This window comes from Streptomyces sp. NPDC054834 (assembly GCF_053611185.1).
Genome location: NZ_JBSGZV010000042.1, coordinates 1 through 17810 on the forward strand (window position 1 = coordinate 1; position 17810 = coordinate 17810).

The following is a 17810-nucleotide window of genomic DNA, read 5'->3' on the forward strand; positions in this document are numbered from 1 at the left end:
AGCAGGGGCAGGGTCTCGGAGGCGGTGACCAGTTCCCGCAGCGGATACCGGGCGAGGACCTCGGCCACCTCCGGCGCCAACGCCGCCGCCAGACGGGACTCCGGGGACAGGGAGTCGTCGCCCAGGGCCCGCGCGGCCGCCAGGACCACCCTGCGCTCCCGGCCCGCGGGCACCCCGGCCGCGGCCCGGGCATGCAGTTCGGCGCCCTCCTCGAGCACCAGGCCGGTGTCGATCCCGACCGGGACCTTGACCCGCGCGTGGTGCCGCCAGGTGGCTACCGGATCGCTCCAGGCCTCCACCGCGTACGTCCAGCGGCCCGTGGCCTCCGGGGTGACCTCGGCGCCCCACCGGTCGGTGCCCGGGGCGAGTTCGCGCATCGGCGTCCAGGGGCCCGGGCGGCCCTCGGGATCGCACAGCACCACATTCGCACCGACGGCGTCATGCCCCTCGCGGAAGACGGAAGCGGTGACCTGGAAGGTCTCGCCGACGACCGCCTTCGCCGGGCGCCTGCCGCACTCCACGGCAGGTTGGACGTCCCGGACCGGGATGCGGCCGATGGTCTCGGTCGAGCTCATGGGTGTCACCTCCGCCGTGCGCGAAGCCGGGCCCGGGGGCCGGTTGTGAATCCGATGGGTGCTGGAAGATCAGGTCAGTACGTTCCCGCCGTCGGCCGCCGGTCAGGCGGGGGAGCCCGTCTCGCCCGGCCCTGTACGAGGGGCCGCCCGGCCTGCTCCTGGAGGTAGACGGCGAGGGTGGTGCGCAGATAGCGCTCGGCGGCGTCCGCGGCCTCCCGGGCGCACCGCTTTCCCATCAGTACGCACAGGGTGTAACCCGAGTCCTCGAAGGCGGCCCGTACGGCACGGTCGGAGGGTGAGGCGAGCGTCAGCCGTTCCCACGCCCGGTACCGCCGCAACAGCCGGGCCACTTCGGCCTTCGCGGGTAGCAGCATGGCCCCTTCACCTTCCGACGCTCTCGACTGGGCACGCTTCCCGACGGTCGGGTGGCATCCGGGCACGGAGAGGCACGGATCCGTTACGGCGATCGAGGCTTTCACTTATGGTGCACGCACAGCCACGCAGCGTCTTGTTGGCTCTTCAACTACCTCATTGGCGCTCTCGTGTTGCACGAATGGCGTAGCGCGCGCACTGTGGATCTGACTCAGAAGCGATCAGCGCTCACACTCCGTGTCCGGCACCGGGCCGGGCGGGGCGAGCACGAGCGAGAGCTTCGCCGGTGAGGAGTAAGCGACGATGAAGACCGCAGTGCCCTGCTACTACCACCTCGACGTGGAAGTCAGCCCCGAACGGGTCGGACAGGTCAGCCGCATCCTGGCCGCCCACCTCCGCTACTGGGACCTCGAGAACCTCGTGGATCCGGTCCGCAGCGGCACCGAACTGCTGTTGCGGGCGATCGACGAGCACGCGACCGACAAGCACATCTCGATCGAGATGTGGTGGAACGGCCAGCACCTCATCACCGCCGTCGGCGGCGACGACCGCGACCTCCGCCCCGACCAGGACCTGCGCACCTGCCTGGTCCGTATCGCCGCGATGAGCGACGGCTGGGGCTGCTGCGCCACGGACACCGGAAGCAAGATCATCTGGTTCTCCCGGCGCGCCCGCGCCGGCCAGCGCGTCCCGCTGGTCCCGACGGCCCCTTCGCCCAACCTCATCGAGGGGCTCGACGTTCCCCGCGAACTGCCGGTGACCGCCCTCTCCGCCGCGACGGACGGTGTCCTGGAAGGGGTCCGATGACCGCGCGGCGATCCCGGAAAGGGGCGCCCGTGTGGAGCGGGCACCCCTACCCGCTGGGCGCGTCCTTCGACGGGCAGGGCACCAACTTCGCCCTGTTCAGCGAGGTGGCCGAGCGGGTCGACCTGATCCTTCTCGACGACTCCGGCACCGAGACCCCCGTTCCGTTCAACGAGGTCGACGGCTTCGTCTGGCACGGCTACCTGCCCGGGGTCGGGCCGGGGCAGCGCTACGGCTACCGGGTCCACGGACCCTGGGACCCCGACCTCGGCCACCGGTGCAACCCGGCCAAGCTGCTCCTCGACCCGTACGCGCGGGCCGTCGACGGGCAGATCGACAACCACGCCTCGCTGTACGAACGAGCGCCGAGCGGTCCCTCCCCGGCCGACAGTGCCGGGCACTCCATGCTCGGCGTGGTCATAGACCCGTACTTCGACTGGGGCGACGACCGCCCGCCCCGGCGGCCGTACGCCGACTCCGTGATCTACGAGGCGCACGTACGGGGACTGACCCGCACCCACCCCCGCGTCCCGGAGCGGCTGCGCGGCACCTACGCCGGCCTCGCCCACCCCGCGGTCGTCGAGCACCTGACCGGACTCGGCGTGACCGCCATCGAGCTGATGCCGGTGCACCAGTTCGTGCACGACGGCGTGCTCCAGGACCGCGGCCTGTCCAACTACTGGGGCTACAACACCATCGGGTTCTTCGCGCCGCACAACGCCTACGCCGCCGTCGGCACCCGGGGCCAGCAGGTCGACGAGTTCAAGGCGATGGTGAAGGCGCTGCACGAGGCCGGGCTCGAGGTGATCCTCGACGTGGTCTACAACCACACCGCCGAGGGCAGCGAGCTGGGCCCCACCCTCTCCTTCCGGGGCATCGACAACGCCTCGTACTACCGTCTCGTCGACGGCGACTGGGCGCACTACTACGACACCACCGGCACCGGCAACAGCCTGCTGATGCGGCACCCCTACGTGCTCCAGCTGATCATGGACTCGCTGCGGTACTGGGTCACCGAGATGCACGTCGACGGCTTCCGCTTCGACCTCGCGGCCACCCTGGCCCGGCAGTTCCACGAGGTGGACCGGCTGTCGGCGTTCTTCGACCTCATCCAGCAGGACCCGGTGATCAGCCGCGTCAAGCTGATCGCCGAGCCGTGGGATCTCGGCGAGGGCGGCTACCAGGTGGGCAACTTCCCGCCGCTGTGGTCGGAGTGGAACGGCCCCTACCGGGACGCCGTACGGGACTTCTGGCGGGCCGAGCCCGGCTCCCTCGGCGAGTTCGCCTCCCGGCTGACCGGTTCCGCAGACCTGTACGGGCACAGCCGGCGCCGGCCGCGCGCCAGCGTCAACTTCGTCACCGCGCACGACGGTTTCACCCTGCGCGACCTCGTGTCGTACAACGACAAGCACAACGAGGCCAACGGCGAGGACAACCAGGACGGCGAGAGCGTCAACCGGTCCTGGAACTGCGGGGTGGAGGGCGAGACGGACGACCCCGCCGTACGGGAGCTGCGCGCCCGCCAGCAGCGCAATCTGCTGGCCACGCTGCTGCTGTCGCAGGGCATCCCGATGCTCTGCCACGGCGACGAACTGGGCCGCACCCAGCGCGGCAACAACAACGCCTACTGCCAGGACGACGAGGTGTCCTGGATCGACTGGCGGCTGACGAAGGAGCAGCGCACGCTCACGGACTTCACGCGGCACGTCATCGCGCTGCGCACCGCGCATCCCGTACTGCGCCGCCGCCGCTTCTTCCGCGGCGAGACGGCCACCAACTCCGAGCAGCCGCTGCCCGATCTGGTCTGGCTGCGCTCCGACGCGCGCGAGATGACCGACCGTGACTGGCAGCGCGCCGACGCGCACTCGGTCGGCGTCTTTCTCAACGGGGACGCCATCGCCGAACGGGACGCGTACGGGCGCCCGGTGGTCGACGACTCGTTCCTGCTGCTCCTCAACGGCTACTGGGAGCCCGTGTACTTCCGCCTGCCCGACCAGACCTACGGGGAGCGCTGGGCCACGCTGATCGACACCGCCGACCCCGAGGGCGTCCCCGACGAACGGGAACGCAAGGCGGGCACCCGCCTGCGGCTGGAGCCGCGCAGCCTCGTACTGCTGTCCCGCCCGTCCCGCAGCGCACCCGCGTAGCCGTGCGGCCCCGGAGGCCAGTCACCGGTCGGATCGGGCCGTGACCGTGAACTGCGCGCCGTCGGGGTCGCGCAGGATCGCCTCGTCCACATCCTCCCGCAGCACGCTCCCGCCGTGCTTCTCCGCCGCCCGGGCGCAGGCCGCCACGTCGTCCACGGCGAAGTGGACCTGCCAGTGCGGCCGGACCGTGGGGTCGGGCGCCGCCTCCGCCGCACCGGAGTCGATGCGCGCCACCACGTTGCCCCGGCTGCGCAGCACGACCTCGCCGCCTTCGTACTCGACCTGGCAGCAGCCGGGACGGTCCGAAGCGGCCCAGTCGAGGATCTCGCCGTAGAAGATGGCCGAGTCGAAGGCGTTGCGGGTGTGCAACCGGATGAAGGTCGGTGCCGCCTGCCGCCAGGCCTCCCAGTTGGAGACGAGCTTGCCTTCCCAGATGCCGAAGGTGGCACCGTCCCGGTCGGCGAGGAGCGCCGCCCGGCCGGGCGGGAAGGACAGCGGGCCGACGGCCACCGTACCGCCGCGTTCCCGGGCCCGCGCCGCGGCCACGTCCGCGTCCGGGACCGCGAAGTACGGCGTCCACGCCACCGCCATCTGCCACATGGTGGCGACCGCCGCGATCCCCGCGACCGGTACGCCGCCCGCCAGCGCGATGCGGAAGTGGTCGCCCATCCGGACCTCGCGCCATTGCCAGCCCAGGACGGCTCCGTAGAACTCCTGTGTGGCCCGCAGGTCGCGGCTGGTCAGACTCACCCAGCAGGGCGTGCCGAACACGGAGTGCGTGGAGACGACGTGCGTGAGGTTCCGCGGGTCCGTAGTACCGCCGGGGAGGGTGGTGTCGTGATTCATGGCAGTCGCGTCCTGGTCTCGGCGACCGGCAGCCACCGGTCTCCCACCAGTGTCCATCCGGAAATGGTACGGACGCCTGCGGAGTACCCCGTCCGTGCGCTCCCAAACGGCTGGGTGGCGCATGGCGGGGCCCGGCACGACGGTGTATTGATGGGCTGAGGGCCGCGAGGTGAAGTCCTGCGCCGACAGGGAGGCGACCATGACCACGAACGGCCGCCAGGACGAGGCCGACCCGGACCGCGTCCTCGCGTTGCAGGAAGAGGTCCAGCAGCTGAAGGAGGCCGTCACCTCGCACGCCGTCGTGGACCAGGCGATCGGGGTGATGGTCGGGCTGGGGAGGGTCACGCCCGACCAGGGGTGGGTGGTGCTGAAGGAGGTCTCCCAGCACACCAACATCAAGCTGCGCAACGTAGCCGAGCTCGTGCTCATCTGGGGCCGGACGGGCGACATGCCGGCCGACGTCGGTGCCGCACTGGAGGACGCTCTCGACCGGCACGGCCCGACCCAGATCCCCGGCGCGCCGCCCGAGTGACGGATCAGACGGATCAGACCAGGTCTGTCTCGGCCAGCAACTCCTCTCGCAGGTTCGTGAAGCAGCTGCTGAGCAGCCGGGAGACGTGCATCTGTGAGATGCCGAGCTGCTGTGCGATCCGGCTCTGCGTCATGCCGCGGAAGAACCGCAGGTAGAGGATCACGCGCTCGCGTTCGGGCAGCGCCTGAAGACAGGGTCTGACCGCCGCACGGTCGACGACCAGGTCGTAGCCGGGCTCGGGCCCGCCCAGGGCGTCTCCCAGCGCGTAACCGTCCGTGCCGGGCATCTCGGCGTCCAGCGACAGCGCCGTGAAGCACTCCAGGGCCTCCAGACCGGTCAGCACCTCGTCCTCGGACAGGTGAGCGCGCTCGGCGATCTCGGCGACGGTGGGCGCGCGGCCCGGGGTCGTCTGCGCCAGGTCCTTCACGGTGCTCCGCACGCGGTTGCGCAGGTCCTGCACCCGGCGCGGCACGTGCAGGGTCCACATGTGGTCTCGGAAGTGGCGCTTGATCTCGCCGGTGACGGTCGGTACGGCGTACGCCTCGAAGGCACGGCCGCGCGCCGGGTCGAAGTGGTCGACCGCCTTCACCAGGCCCAGTGCCGCCACCTGGTACAGGTCCTCCAGTGACTCGCCGCGGCCCCGGAAGCGCACGGCGATCCGCTCGGCCATGGGCAGCCAGAGCCGGACCAGTTCGTCCCGCAGCGCCTGCCGCTCCGGGCCGTCGGGCAGTACCGCGAGCCGCTCGAAGGCCTCGGCGGTGTCCGGGGCGTCGTCGTGCGGGTGGGGTTTCGTCCTGTTGGTGCCACGCATCGCGCGCACCTCCCTCAGCGGATGCCGGGTGGGAAGACACTTCCGCAGTCGGATGTCTCAAAGCAAATCACCTTATAGAGTGACACACACCGATTATCTCCCTTCTCCTCGCTCTTGACCTCCGCTTGGGTGAGATTACCTCTGTGACAGAGGTAATCTCGCCATGTGGAATCGGAGACCTTTCCGGATGAACTGGCCGACGCCCTGGTCGGGGTGCAGCGGCTCATCCGCCGCCGATTGCGCGGCGGACTCACCGTGCCGCGGCTGCGCGGCGCCGAAGTGGAACTGCTGCGCCTGGTCGAGGCCCGCCCGGGCATCGGCATCTCGGACGCCGCCAAGGAGCTGTACCTGGCCGGCAACTCGGTGTCGACCCTGGCCAATCAGCTGGTCCGGGACGGATACCTGCTCCGGCAGACCGATCCGGCCGACCGGCGCGCCGCCCGTCTGCAACTGACCGAGGCGGCCCGCGACCGGCTGAGCGACTGGCAGCGGCGGCGGGCGGCCCTGGTCGGCCGGCACGTGGCCCGGCTCGGCGAAGCCGACCGGGAGGCGCTGCGCGCCGCGCTTCCGGCCCTGCGCAAGCTGGCCGTCACCCTGCACGAGGAGGCCGAGGAATCATGACGCGGGACACCAGCGCCGAAGCCGTCACCTGTGCCCGGCTCGCCTACGCCTTCGGGGACACCAACGCGGTCGACGGCCTCGACCTGGCGGTGCGCGAGGGCGAGGTCTTCGGGCTGCTCGGCCCCAACGGCGCCGGCAAGACCACCGCCATCCGCTGCATCACCACCCTCCTGCCGGTCCCGCCCGGCATGGTCCGGGTCTTCGGCCACGACACCGCGAGGGACCGTATGGCCGTACGCCGGCTGCTCGGCTACGTTCCGCAGCAGCTGTCCGCCGACAGCGGGCTCACCGGACGCGAGAACGTCGGCCTGTTCGCGCGGGTCTTCGACGTACCCCGCCGTGAGCGTGCCGCCCGGGTCGGCCAGGCGCTGACCGCCGTAGGCCTCGCCGAGGCCGCCGACCGGCTCGCGGGCACCTACTCCGGCGGCATGGTCCGCCGCCTGGAACTCGCCCAGGCCCTGGTCAGCGCCCCGCGCCTGCTGATCCTGGACGAGCCCACCATCGGTCTGGACCCGATCGCCCGCACCGGCGTCTGGGAGCACATCAACGCCGTCCGCGCCGCCACCGGCATGACGGTCCTGGTCACCACCCACTACATGGACGAGGCCGACCAGTACTGCGACCGGGTGGGCCTGATGCACCGCGGCCGCGTCCGGGCCCTGGGCACCCCGGCCGAACTGCGCCGCGGCCTCGCCGAACGCCGGGGGACGGCCACCCTGCCCACCCTGGAGGACGTCTTCCGGGACGTCGCCGGCAGTGGTCTCGACGAGCAGTCGCAAGGAGGTTTCCGCGATGTCCGAAGCACCCGCCGCACCGCGAACCGCGTCGGATGAGGGCACGGCCCTGCTGCTCAGCCCACCCGTGCCGCGGGCGGGCTGGCGGCTGCTGCCCGCCCGGGTCGTGGCGATGTGCGCCGTGGAACTGCAGAAGCTGCGCCACGACCGCACAGAGCTGTACACCCGGGCGGTCCAGCCCGCCCTGTGGCTGCTGATCTTCGGCCAGACCTTCACCCGGATCCGGGCGATACCCACCGGCGGCATCCCCTACATCGACTATCTGGCGCCCGGCATCATCGCCCAGTCCGCGATGTTCATCGCCATCTTCTACGGCATCCAGATCATCTGGGAGCGGGACGCCGGCATCCTCGACAAGCTCCTGGTCACCCCGACCCCGCGGTCGGCGCTGATCACCGGCAAGGCCTTCGCGGCGGGTGTGAAGTCGCTGATCCAGGCCGTCGTCGTCATCGTCATCGCGGCGGTGCTCGGCGTGGCCCTGACCTGGAACCCGCTGAAGCTGCTCGGCGTCGCGGCGGCCGTCGTCCTCGGCTCCGTCTTCTTCTCCTGCCTTTCGATGACCATCGCGGGCATCGTGCTCAGCCGCGACCGGCTGATGGGCTTCGGGCAGGCGATCACGATGCCGCTGTTCTTCGGCTCCAACGCCCTGTACCCGATCTCCGTGATGCCCGGCTGGCTCCAGGCGGTCAGCAAGGTCAACCCGCTCAGCTACCAGGTCGACGCCCTGCGCGGCCTCCTGCTCGGCACGCCCGCGCATCTCGCCGCCGATTTCGGCGTTCTCGCGGTGGCCGCCGCGCTCGGCATCACCGCCGCCTCCTCACTGCTCGGCCGACTGGCCCGCTGATCTTGCCGAGGACGTGATGTGCGGCACGCACCCTCACCCTGTCGGCGGGCCCGGTGACGGGATTCCTGCTGCGCAACGCTTGATCGTCGATCAAAGCGGGCGAATCCCCTGGCCACAGCGCATTCTGCTCATTTGACAGTGCGCTGAGCCCACAGATAGGAAGCAGGCCTTGAGGTCGAGAGGGGCACTGTGTACGAGCCGAACGTGGTCGGGGACTGGCAGGAGTACGAGGAGCATGCCGGTCTGCGGGTCCGCGTCCACCGTCTGGAGGCGGCGGAGCCACCGCGCGGACGGGACGACGCCGCCGCCGGGCTGACGTACTTCCGTCTCCGGGTGACCGTCGAGAACCGGGGTGACCAGCACTTCCTCGTGCACCTGGAGGACGGCCAGATCGACGTCCGCCTCGGCCCCGACGGCGAGGGCGCCTTCATCGACTGGCGCAACTCCCAGTTCATCGAGGGCTTCGACGTCTACCCGCTGCGCCGCGCCACCGCCGTGCTGTACGCGGCCGGTCCCGAGGCCGCCCTGGCCCAGGTGGACGTCCAGATCCAGCTGCGGGTCGACGAGGAGTGGACCGAGCGCCGGCTGTGGGCGGGCGGCATCGGCGTGCACGAGGGCCAGGTCGGCGCCGGCGCCGCCACGGGCGTCGGACCGGGCAGCCTGGCCCACCAGGTCAGCGCCTTCCTGCGGGACCAGGGAGAGCCGGGCACCGCCACCGCCTGACGGCCGCGCCCGGTTCCGGCTCTCAATGCGGGATGCCGTCGATGATCTCCCGGGCGCCCTGCCGCAGCAGGGACACCGCGACCGATGTGCCGAGGGTGGCCGGGTCGAGGCGGCCCGCCCACTCGTGGGCGTTCAGCCGGGTCTTGCCGTCCGGGGTGAACACACACGCCCGCAGGGACAGTTCGCCGCCGTGGTCGACGCGCGCGTACCCGGCGATCGGGCTGTTGCAGTGCCCCTGGAGCACATGCAGGAACATGCGCTCAGCGGTGGCCTCCCGGTGGGTGTCCGGGTCGCCCAGTCCGCTGACCGCGTCGATCAGTTCGGTGTCGCCCTCGCGGCACTGAAGGGCGAGGATGCCCGCCCCGATCGGCGGCATCATCGTCTCCGGCGACAACACCTCGCTGACCACGTCCCGCCGCCCGATCCGCTCCAGACCGGCGACCGCCAGCAGCAGCGCGTCGGCCTCACCGGCCGCGAGCTTCTCCAGGCGGCGGTTGTCGTTGCCGCGGAACGGCACGCACTCCAGGTGTGGATGGGAGGTGGCCAGCTGGGCGATCCGGCGCACGGAGGAGGTGCCGATGCGGGTGCCCGGCGGAAGTTCGCCGAGGGTGAGTCCGTCCGGGTGGACGAGCGCGTCACGGATGTCGTCCCGCTTGAGGAACGCGGCGAACACTGTCCCGGCGGGCAGCGGCCGGTCGGCGGGCACGTCCTTGACACAGTGCACCGCGAGGTCCGCCGCACCGGCCAGCAGGGCGGCGTCCACCTCCTTGGTGAACGCCCCCTTGCCCTCGACCTTCGACAGGTCGCCGAGCCACTTGTCCCCGGTCGTCTTCACCGGTACGACCTCGGTGCGCACCTCCGGGTGCAGGGCGGCCAGTTCGGCGCGGACCCGCTCCACCTGGGCGAGCGCCATCGGCGAGTCGCGGGAGACGATACGGATGAGTTCCGGGACAGCCATGGGGACACGATAGTGGGTGCGCGGGGCCCCTGGGTGCCACCCTTCACCGTGTGACCGTCAGGCTGTAGCGGAACTTTTCCTTCGCCTCAGCGCCGAGCCGGTCGTAGAACCGCACGGCACCCTCGTTCCACACCGGCGTCTGCCACTGCACCTCGGCGATGCCCAGCCGCCGGGCCTCGGCGACGACCGCGTCCATCAGCAACGGACCGAGCCCGTGGCCCCGGTGGCCGGGTGCCAGGAACAGGCAGTCCATGTGCAGGTACTCGCGCCCCTCCCAGGTGGACAGTTCGGGCGCGCAGGCCGCGTACCCGACGAGCTGCCCGTCCGGCGCCTCGGCGACCAGGCAGCTCAGACGCGGCGGGGCGGTGTCGAAGAGCAGCGCGGCGAGCCGTGCCGTGAGGTCCGGTGACGGCGGCGCGGCACGCTCGTACTCCGCGTGCCGGGCGGCCAGTTCGGCGACCCGCGGCAGATCGGCGCGCTCGGCGTGCCGCACCCGGGCGGTGCCGGTCAACAGACCTCTCCCGCCAGCGCGTCCCGGCTCCACGCGGCGAGACGTTCCGGCAGCGGGCCGGTGCCGTCGAGGACGTGCCGGGAGAACGCCTCCCGTTCGTGCGCGAGCACGGCCGCCTCCCACACGCAGGGAGCGAGCCCCGCCCGCCCCGGCCGCAGCAGGTCGGGCCGCTCCTCGGGCCCCGTGAAGACGGCCAGATCGGACATGTACCCCTCGATCCAGCTGTGCACCAGCACGTAGTCCCCGTCTCCGCCCGCGTGCACGATCAGGACCGCGAGCCCGAGCGACCCCCGCGCCCGGCCGAGCGCCAGATGGGCCGCGGCGACCTCCAGTGCCGCCTCCGCGTCCTGCTCGGTGACCTTGCGGCCCCGCGCCTGCAACGCGTACACCTTCACCAAGTGACCGGCGGCCTCCCGGGGACCCACGTACCACACGGTGCGGGCGTGGTGGTCCTCGGCGAGGCCGAGCAGGGCATCGGCGTCCACCGCCGGGGGCAGTTCCGTGTGAAGATCCATCAAGACATCATGGAGCTCCGGCCGGAGGGCGTCCACACCGGAGCTCCCCGACGATCTCAGCCGGCCGGATCGAACGTGATGCCGGACGGCTTGGCCTTGGCCAGGTGCGAGGCGAAGCTGTCGTCCTTCAGCCCGAAGTGGGCGCTGCCGAAGTCGTAGGCGCTCAACTTGTCGCGCAGTCCAGCCGGGTAGCCGTTCCAGCCGACCAGCGGCGGGTACTGCCAGGTGTGCTTGTGGTTCTCCGGCGGTTCGTCGTTGCCGCCCGCCAGCCGGAAGCAGTGGGTGCTGATGCCGTCCTTGTGGTACACGACCTTCGGGTGCGTACCCTCGAAGCGGACCTCGGAGGCCGCGTGCACGGTGAACGAGCCGTGGTTCGAGGTCGACACGTACTGGACCTGGCCGTCCCGCACCCACACCACGACGTGCTCCCAGTCGTGCCGGTGACCGCCGATGCTGCTGCCCGGCAGGGCCTGGTCCTTCTCGAAGTACAGGCCGTACATGTAGGCGCACCAGCCGTTGTCGCACTTGTAGCGCGAGTAGCCGTTGGTGTTGTCCAGGTCGGAGGCGTCGTGACAGTTGCCGTTGAGCGCGCCCGTCGGCTTCAGACCGCCGTTGACCGTGCCGTCCGGGCCGATGGCGGGCGTCGGATAGCAGCCGTCGGTGTCGTAGTCGAAGGCGGGCTGGTACGTCAGCTCCGCGGCCTCGGCGTTGACGGGCAGCGCCTGGGGCGGGGCGGCGAAGGCGGCGGCGGGGAAGGCGACGACGAGGGCGGCGGCACCGGCCAGTCCGGCGAGCCATCTCCGGCGCCCGATGCGGAACGTGCGGGACGACACTGGTCCTCCAACGGGGGTGGGGGGCAAGGCAGTTCAGCATCCACGCCCGGCCTTGCGTTGCCAAGGGGGCACGGGCGTACCGGTGATGAAGTCGTGCCCAACAGTGACGTCGCGTCGGACGGTGTCAGACCGTGTCGTCGGGCAGGTCCGCCGCCGACTCCTCCGGCGCGAGGTCCGGGCGCAGTCGCAGCCAGGACGGCTGGCGCAGCATGCCCGCCCGGGTACGGGTGCTGTAGCTGACCTCGCCGACCAGCCTGGGCAGCACCCAGTGCGCGCCGGAGACCGGCGGCACGGGGTCGAAGGGGCACACGCCGGTCTCGGCGGTCCGCAGCAGCAGGGCCAGTTCGGCCCGCTCGGCCTCGCTCCAGCCGGTGCCCACCCCGCCGACGTACCGCAGCCGGCCGGCGGCGCGCTGGCCGACCAGCACAGCACCCGGCAGCCCGGTCAGCCGCCCCTTCCCGGGCAGCCAGCCGCCGACGATGACGTCCTCGCTGCGCATGTTCCGGATCTTGATCCAGGCGCGGGAGCGCACGCCGGGCTCGTACACCGAGTCCAGCCGCTTGCACACCAGGCCCTCGAGCCCGTGCTCCCGGGTCGCCCGCAGTGCCTCCGCACCGTGGCCGACGGCGGCGGCCGGGGTCGACCAGGACGGCCCCTCGAGGCCGAGGTCCTCCAGCCGTACCCGGCGCCGGACGTAGGGGAGGGGGAGCAGAGGGGTTCCCTGAAGGTGCATCACGTCGAACAGCACCAGGTGGGCGGGCACCTGTGCCGCGCGGCGGGCCGCCCGGGCCGGTGCGTGGGCGAGGCCCATGCGGCTCTGGAGCAACTGGAAGTCGGCGCGCCCGTGTTCGTCGAGGACGAGGACCTCGCCGTCCAGGACGGCGGGGGTGGTGCCGAGGGCGCGACCGAGCGGCTGGAGTTCGGGATAGGCGGCGGTGATGTCCTCGCCGGAGCGGTTGCGCAGCAGCAGGCTGCCGTCGCCGGGCAGGTAGACCACCACGCGCTGGCCGTCCTGCTTGGTCTCGTAGGCCCACCGGGCGTCCTGCGCGGCGGGCGGCAGCGAGCCGGGTGTGGCGAGCATCGGCGGGATCAGCGGCAGCGTCACGGCGGTCACGGCTGAAGGTGTCGACCGCGCCCGGCCGGCTCACGCGCCTTTCCCGGCCGGTTCCCCTGAACGGCCGGTGCCGCCGGTGAAGCAGGCCGGGCGCCGGTGACGGACGGCGGACAGGCCCGTACCGGTCCCGTCCGGTAGGCGGTCGCCGGAGCGGCCTGCCGGGCGCCCGGCTCGGTACCGCCACCCCGGATCTGCGGCCCCGGACTCCCGCCCGGCCACCGAGGAGACGTACTGCCCGCCCAGCAGGCGGTGATCCGCTGCTCGCCGAGCTGTACCGGGCGGAGTGAGGGGAAGGGTGCAGCCGCTCCGGTCATCGCCCGCAATACGGCAGACAAAATTGTTGACAATCTTGTTTGGCTAGATTTAGGTTCGACAGGCACTCATTCAGGGAGGGCACATGCCGAAGGAAGCCGGTCCCACCACCGGAGAGCAGGCCAAACAGCATGCGCTCGCGCAGCTGCGGCAGGCGATCCTGCACGGCGAGATGGCGCCGGCGCAGCGGCTGGTGGAGAACGAGCTCGCCGAGCAGTTCGGTGTGACGCGGGCCAGCATCCGGGCGGCGCTGATCGATCTGGAGGCCCAGGGGCTGGTCGAACGGATCCGCAACCGCGGCTCGCGGGTGCGGGTGGTGACCGTGGAGGAAGCGGTCGCCATCACGGAGTGCCGCATGGCCCTCGAGGGGCTGTGCGCGGCCAAGGCGGCGGTGGCGGCCGACGACGACCAGCTCGCCGAGCTGACGGAGCTCGGTACGGCCATGACCAAGGCCGTGGCCGACGGCGAGCCGATGACCTACTCCGAGCTCAACCAGGAACTGCACGCCAAGGTCCGGGAGTTCTCCGGCCAGCGGACGGCCCTGGACCTGCTGGAGCGGCTGAACGCCCAACTGGTGCGCCACCGCTTCCAGCTGGCACTCCGGCCGGGGCGCCCGCAGCAATCCCTGAACGAGCATCTGGCGATGATCGAAGCGATCACGGCCAGGGACCCGCAGGCGGCCGAAGCGGCCGTCCGCGCCCACCTCACCAGCGTGATCGAGGCGCTGCGCGACTGACGCACCACGCGCCGGACGCGGGGGCGGGCGTCCACCTGTCCAGTCAAGGAGAACCGAGCATGACCCAGGCCAACGCGCCCGCCACTCCACCGCGGTCCACTCTTGTCGTCACCGCCCACGCGGGGGACTTCGTGTGGCGGGCGGGCGGAGCGATCGCCCTGGCCGCCTCCCGGGGTGAGAAGGTCACCATCGCGTGCCTCACCTTCGGTGAGCGCGGCGAGTCCGCCAAGGCGTGGCGCGAGGGCCGGAAGCTGGAGGAGATCAAGGCGATACGCCGGGAGGAGGCGGAGCAGGCCGCCGCCGCCCTCGGTGCCGAGGTCCGCTTCTTCGACGCCGGCGACTACCCGCTGGTCGCCACCCCGGAACTCACCGACCAACTCGTCGCCGTCTACCGCGAGATACAGCCCGACGTCGTCCTCACCCACCCCGTCGAGGACCCGTACAACGGCGACCACCCGGCCGCCAACCGCATGGCGCTGGAGGCTCGCGTCCTCGCCCAGGCCATCGGCTACCCGGGCGAGGGCGAGATCATCGGCGCCCCGCCGGTCTTCTACTTCGAGCCGCACCAGCCCGAGATGAGCGGCTTCAAGCCCGAGGTGCTGCTCGACATCACCGAGGTGTGGGACACCAAGCGCAAGGCGATGGAGTGCCTCGGCGCCCAGCGGCACCTGTGGGACTACTACACCGACCTCGCCGTCCGCCGGGGCGTCCAGCTCAAGCGGAACGCCGGCCCCAACCTGGGCCTGGCCCACAAGACGATGGCCGAGGCGTACATGCGCCCCTACCCGCAGATCGCGAAGGAGCTGGCGTGAGCGGCGTGATCGTCACGGGCCCGCCGAAGGCGGACGCCGAGGACGTCGAGGCGCTGGCCGGGTTCGGCGTGGCCACCGTCAGCGAGGCCATGGGCCGTACCGGTCTGCTCGGGCCCGGGATCCGTCCCGTCCAGCAGGGCGTACGCGTCGCGGGCACCGCGGTCACCGTGATCGGCTGGCCCGGCGACAACCTCATGATCCACGCCGCCGTGGAGCAGTGCGGCGAGGGCGACATCCTGGTGGTCACCACCACCTCGCCGTCCACCGACGGCATGTTCGGGGAGCTGTTCGCCACCGCGCTGCACAAGCGGGGCGTGCGCGGCGTCGTCATCAACGCCGGCATCCGTGACACGCAGGAGCTGCGGAACATGGGCTTCGCCGCCTGGTCCCGCGCCGTGTCCGCGCAGGGCACCGTGAAGGCCACCGGCGGTTCTGTCAACGTGCCGGTCGCCATCGACGGCCAGGTGATCCGCCCCGGCGACGTGATCCTCGCCGACGACGACGGCGTGGTGGTCGTACCCCGCGAACAGGCCCGCCGGGCCGCCGAGGCCTCCGGGGCCCGCGAGGACAAGGAGGCAGCGTCCCGCGCCGCCTTCCTCGACGGCCAACTCGGCCTGGACCGCTACGGGTTGCGGGAGAAGCTCGCGGAGCTGGGCGTCACGTACCAGTCCTACGAGGAGTACGCGCGGGACGGAGCCGGGGCATGACCGGCCCCTCGGAGGTGCGCTGCGTGCTGATGCGCGGCGGCACCTCCAAGGGCGCCTACTTTCTGGCCGAGGACCTCCCCGCGGACCCCGCCGACCGCGACGACCTGCTGCTGCGCGTCATGGGCAGCCCCGACCCGCGCCAGATCGACGGCCTGGGCGGGGCCCACCCGCTGACCAGCAAGGTGGCCGTGGTCTCCACGTCGGACGACCCCGAGGCGGACGTCGACTACCTCTTCCTCCAAGTGGCCGTCGGACAGCCTGAGGTGACCGACCGTCAGAACTGCGGCAACATCCTCGCCGGCGTCGGCCCGTTCGCCGTCGAACGGGGGCTCGTGGCCCCCGGTGACGGCGAGACGTCCGTACGGATCCGGATGCTCAACACCGGGGAACGGGCGCTCGCCACCTTCCCCACCCCGGACGGGGTCGTCGACTACACCGGCGACACCGGGATCTCCGGGGTGCCCGGGACGGCCGCGCCGGTGGTGATCGAGTTCCCGGCCGGGGACAGCCCGCTGCTCCCCACCGGCAACGTCCGCGACACCGTGGCGGGGACGGAGGTGACCTGCGTGGACAACGGGATGCCGACCGTGCTGATCCCCGCCTCCGCGCTCGCGGTCACCGGGTACGAGGAGCCCAAGGACCTGGAGGAGGACCTCGCCCTCGCCGACCGCCTGCGCGAGATCCGGCTGGCGGCCGGCAAGCTGATGGGTCTCGGCGACGTCGAGAGCGCCACCGTCCCCAAGCTCACCCTGCTCGCCCCGCCCCGGCACGGCGGCGCGGTCACCACCCGCACCTTCATCCCCGTGCGCTGCCACACCTCCATCGGCGTCCTGGGCGCCGCGAGCGTGGCCGCGGGCCTGCGGCTGCCCGGGAGAGTGGGGGAGGGCATCGCGGAACTCCCCGAGCGGGGCGACCGGATCCGCATCGAGCATCCCACCGGCTTCCTGGACATCGACACCGCCGTCGACCCCGGCTGCCACGGCTCCCCTCCGGCGGCCCGCCGCACCGCCGTCGTCCGTACCGCCCGAAAGATCTTCGACGGCACCGTCTTCCCCCGGGCCGCCGCGGCCGCCCCCACCCCCGTACGCCCCCTAGGAGGCAACGATGGCTCCGCCTCTCGGTGACATCGCCCATGTCGGCCACGCCCAGCTGTTCACCCCGGACCTGGACGCCAGCGTCGCCTTCTTCACCGACTTCCTCGGCCTGACGGTGAACGGGCAGGACGGCGACACCGTCTACCTGCGCACCTTCGACGACTACGAGCACCACAGCCTGGTGCTCACCGCCCGCGCGCGGCCCGGCCTCGGCCGGCTCGCCCTGCGCACCTCCAGCGAGGAAGCCCTCCGGCGCCGGGTCGAGGCGGTCGAGCAGTCGGGTGCCTCCGGCCACTGGGCCGAGGACGAGCCGGGCCTCGGCAAGCTGTACGTGACCACCGACCCGGACGGCCACGAACACGCCCTCTACTGGGAGAGCGAGCACTACCGGGCCCCCGAGGAGCTGAGGCCCGCGCTGAAGAACCAGCCGCAGGCCAAGCCCAACCAGGGCGTGGGCGTGCGCCGCCTGGACCACGTCAACTTCCTGGCCGCGGACGTGCTCGCCAACGCCGAGTTCCAGGAACACGTGCTGGGCGCCCGGCCCACCGAACAGATCCGGCTCGACACGGGGAAGATCGCCGCACGCTGGCTGACCTTCACCAACAAGTCGTACGACGTCGTCTACACCTCCGACTGGACGGGCTCGACCGGCCGGCTGCACCACATCGCCTTCGCCACCGACACCCGCGAGGACGTGCTGCGCGCCGCCGACCTGGCCATCGACAGCGGGGTGTTCATCGAGACCGGGCCGCACAAGCACGCCATCCAGCAGACGTTCTTCCTGTACGTCTACGAGCCGGGCGGCAACCGTATCGAGCTGTGCAACCCGCTCACCCGCCTGGTGCTGGCGCCGGACTGGCCGCTGATCACCTGGACCGAGGGCGAGCGGGCCAAGGGGCAGGCGTGGGGGCTGAAGACCATCGAGTCCTTCCATACCCATGGCACGCCGCCGGTGGGCTGATTTCCGGCCTCAGGGGGGTGGGTGTCGCCGGTGCGTCGCCCACCCCTCGCGCATACCCGGCAGGTGTCCGGCTTGTCACTGAGATTGTTAACAAAAGCGTTGACACTTGGTGTCCGGATCCTTAGCGTCTTCCGCACCACGGGTCGGCCGCACGCGTGAGCCGCCTCGGCCCGCCTCAGAGATCCCCT

The 17810-nt window shown here is 71.7% G+C and carries 21 protein-coding genes; 12 read left to right on the top strand and 9 right to left on the bottom strand.

The features are described from left to right. Positions 1-575: maltotransferase domain-containing protein (locus tag ACWGJM_RS37505; RefSeq protein ID WP_453416230.1), on the bottom strand; the 575-nt coding region annotated here is incomplete at its 3' end. Between the two features lie 74 nt (positions 576-649). Next, positions 650-949, bottom strand: coding sequence for a DUF5133 domain-containing protein (locus ACWGJM_RS37510; protein WP_453416231.1), 300 nt, complete (start codon positions 947-949; stop codon positions 650-652). Positions 950-1250: 301 nt separating this feature from the next. Between ACWGJM_RS37510 and ACWGJM_RS37515 the strand changes: the two genes are divergently transcribed. Then, positions 1251-1754, top strand: coding sequence for a pep a2 (locus ACWGJM_RS37515; protein ID WP_453416232.1), 504 nt, complete (start codon positions 1251-1253; stop codon positions 1752-1754). Next, complete coding sequence (gene glgX / locus ACWGJM_RS37520; protein ID WP_453416233.1) at positions 1751-3898, top strand: glycogen debranching protein GlgX; 2148 nt, start codon at positions 1751-1753, stop codon at positions 3896-3898. Before ACWGJM_RS37515 ends, glgX begins: the two co-directional genes overlap by 4 nt. Positions 3899-3919: 21 nt before the next feature. Here the strand turns inward: glgX and ACWGJM_RS37525 are convergent, their stop codons facing one another. Next, complete coding sequence (locus ACWGJM_RS37525) at positions 3920-4744, bottom strand: VOC family protein (protein WP_453416234.1); 825 nt, start codon at positions 4742-4744, stop codon at positions 3920-3922. Positions 4745-4943: 199 nt separating this feature from the next. On the opposite strand from ACWGJM_RS37525, the gene ACWGJM_RS37530 reads away from it, so the two are divergent. Beyond that, positions 4944-5276 (top strand): ANTAR domain-containing protein, encoded by a 333-nt coding sequence (locus tag ACWGJM_RS37530; protein ID WP_453416235.1) that lies wholly within the window; start codon positions 4944-4946, stop codon positions 5274-5276. Between the two features lie 13 nt (positions 5277-5289). Here ACWGJM_RS37530 and ACWGJM_RS37535 read toward each other — a convergent pair whose 3' ends face one another. Continuing rightward, positions 5290-6087, bottom strand: coding sequence for an RNA polymerase sigma factor SigF (locus ACWGJM_RS37535; RefSeq protein WP_453416236.1), 798 nt, complete (start codon positions 6085-6087; stop codon positions 5290-5292). A gap of 165 nt (positions 6088-6252) precedes the next feature. Between ACWGJM_RS37535 and ACWGJM_RS37540 the strand changes: the two genes are divergently transcribed. From ACWGJM_RS37540 to ACWGJM_RS37555, 4 genes are all read left to right on the top strand, one after another. Beyond that, complete coding sequence (locus ACWGJM_RS37540) at positions 6253-6708, top strand: MarR family winged helix-turn-helix transcriptional regulator (protein ID WP_453416237.1); 456 nt, start codon at positions 6253-6255, stop codon at positions 6706-6708. Then, positions 6705-7541 (top strand): ABC transporter ATP-binding protein, encoded by an 837-nt coding sequence (locus ACWGJM_RS37545; protein ID WP_453416238.1) that lies wholly within the window; start codon positions 6705-6707, stop codon positions 7539-7541. The genes ACWGJM_RS37540 and ACWGJM_RS37545 overlap by 4 nt, the downstream gene beginning before the upstream one ends. After that, a complete protein-coding gene (locus ACWGJM_RS37550) occupies positions 7501-8346 on the top strand; it encodes an ABC transporter permease (RefSeq protein WP_453416239.1) in 846 nt (281 codons plus the stop codon). The genes ACWGJM_RS37545 and ACWGJM_RS37550 overlap by 41 nt, the downstream gene beginning before the upstream one ends. A 189-nt stretch (positions 8347-8535) precedes the next feature. Beyond that, entirely contained in the window at positions 8536-9069 is a 534-nt protein-coding gene (locus tag ACWGJM_RS37555; RefSeq protein ID WP_453416240.1) for a hypothetical protein, read from the top strand. A 22-nt stretch (positions 9070-9091) separates the two neighbouring features. Here the strand turns inward: ACWGJM_RS37555 and hemC are convergent, their stop codons facing one another. The 5 genes from hemC to ACWGJM_RS37580 all read right to left on the bottom strand — a co-directional run bounded on the left by hemC (position 9092) and on the right by ACWGJM_RS37580 (position 12991). After that, complete coding sequence (hemC, locus tag ACWGJM_RS37560; RefSeq protein ID WP_453416241.1) at positions 9092-10027, bottom strand: hydroxymethylbilane synthase; 936 nt, start codon at positions 10025-10027, stop codon at positions 9092-9094. Positions 10028-10070: 43 nt separating this feature from the next. Continuing rightward, entirely contained in the window at positions 10071-10538 is a 468-nt protein-coding gene (locus tag ACWGJM_RS37565; protein ID WP_453416242.1) for an N-acetyltransferase family protein, read from the bottom strand. After that, a complete protein-coding gene (locus ACWGJM_RS37570) occupies positions 10535-11053 on the bottom strand; it encodes a hypothetical protein (protein ID WP_453416243.1) in 519 nt (172 codons plus the stop codon). Before ACWGJM_RS37570 ends, ACWGJM_RS37565 begins: the two co-directional genes overlap by 4 nt. A gap of 56 nt (positions 11054-11109) precedes the next feature. After that, positions 11110-11886 (bottom strand): NPP1 family protein, encoded by a 777-nt coding sequence (locus ACWGJM_RS37575; protein ID WP_453416244.1) that lies wholly within the window; start codon positions 11884-11886, stop codon positions 11110-11112. Between the two features lie 124 nt (positions 11887-12010). Beyond that, positions 12011-12991, bottom strand: a complete 981-nt coding sequence (locus tag ACWGJM_RS37580) for an ATP-dependent DNA ligase (RefSeq protein ID WP_453416309.1) — start codon at positions 12989-12991, stop codon at positions 12011-12013. Positions 12992-13397: 406 nt separating this feature from the next. Here ACWGJM_RS37580 and ACWGJM_RS37585 point away from each other — a divergent pair, with 406 nt between their 5' ends. From ACWGJM_RS37585 to ACWGJM_RS37605, 5 genes are read left to right on the top strand one after another with little or no spacing between them, the layout of a single operon-like run. Next, positions 13398-14048, top strand: a complete 651-nt coding sequence (locus ACWGJM_RS37585) for a GntR family transcriptional regulator (RefSeq protein WP_453416245.1) — start codon at positions 13398-13400, stop codon at positions 14046-14048. Between the two features lie 59 nt (positions 14049-14107). Continuing rightward, positions 14108-14860: a PIG-L deacetylase family protein gene (locus tag ACWGJM_RS37590; RefSeq protein WP_453416246.1), complete on the top strand. Its 753-nt coding sequence runs from the start codon at positions 14108-14110 to the stop codon at positions 14858-14860. Further along, complete coding sequence (locus ACWGJM_RS37595; protein ID WP_453416247.1) at positions 14857-15567, top strand: 4-carboxy-4-hydroxy-2-oxoadipate aldolase/oxaloacetate decarboxylase; 711 nt, start codon at positions 14857-14859, stop codon at positions 15565-15567. The genes ACWGJM_RS37590 and ACWGJM_RS37595 overlap by 4 nt, the downstream gene beginning before the upstream one ends. Further along, positions 15564-16691, top strand: a complete 1128-nt coding sequence (locus tag ACWGJM_RS37600) for a 4-oxalomesaconate tautomerase (protein WP_453416248.1) — start codon at positions 15564-15566, stop codon at positions 16689-16691. The genes ACWGJM_RS37595 and ACWGJM_RS37600 overlap by 4 nt, the downstream gene beginning before the upstream one ends. Continuing rightward, positions 16672-17622: a catechol 2,3-dioxygenase gene (locus ACWGJM_RS37605; protein ID WP_453416249.1), complete on the top strand. Its 951-nt coding sequence runs from the start codon at positions 16672-16674 to the stop codon at positions 17620-17622. The genes ACWGJM_RS37600 and ACWGJM_RS37605 overlap by 20 nt, the downstream gene beginning before the upstream one ends. Positions 17623-17810: the final 188 nt, after the last annotated feature.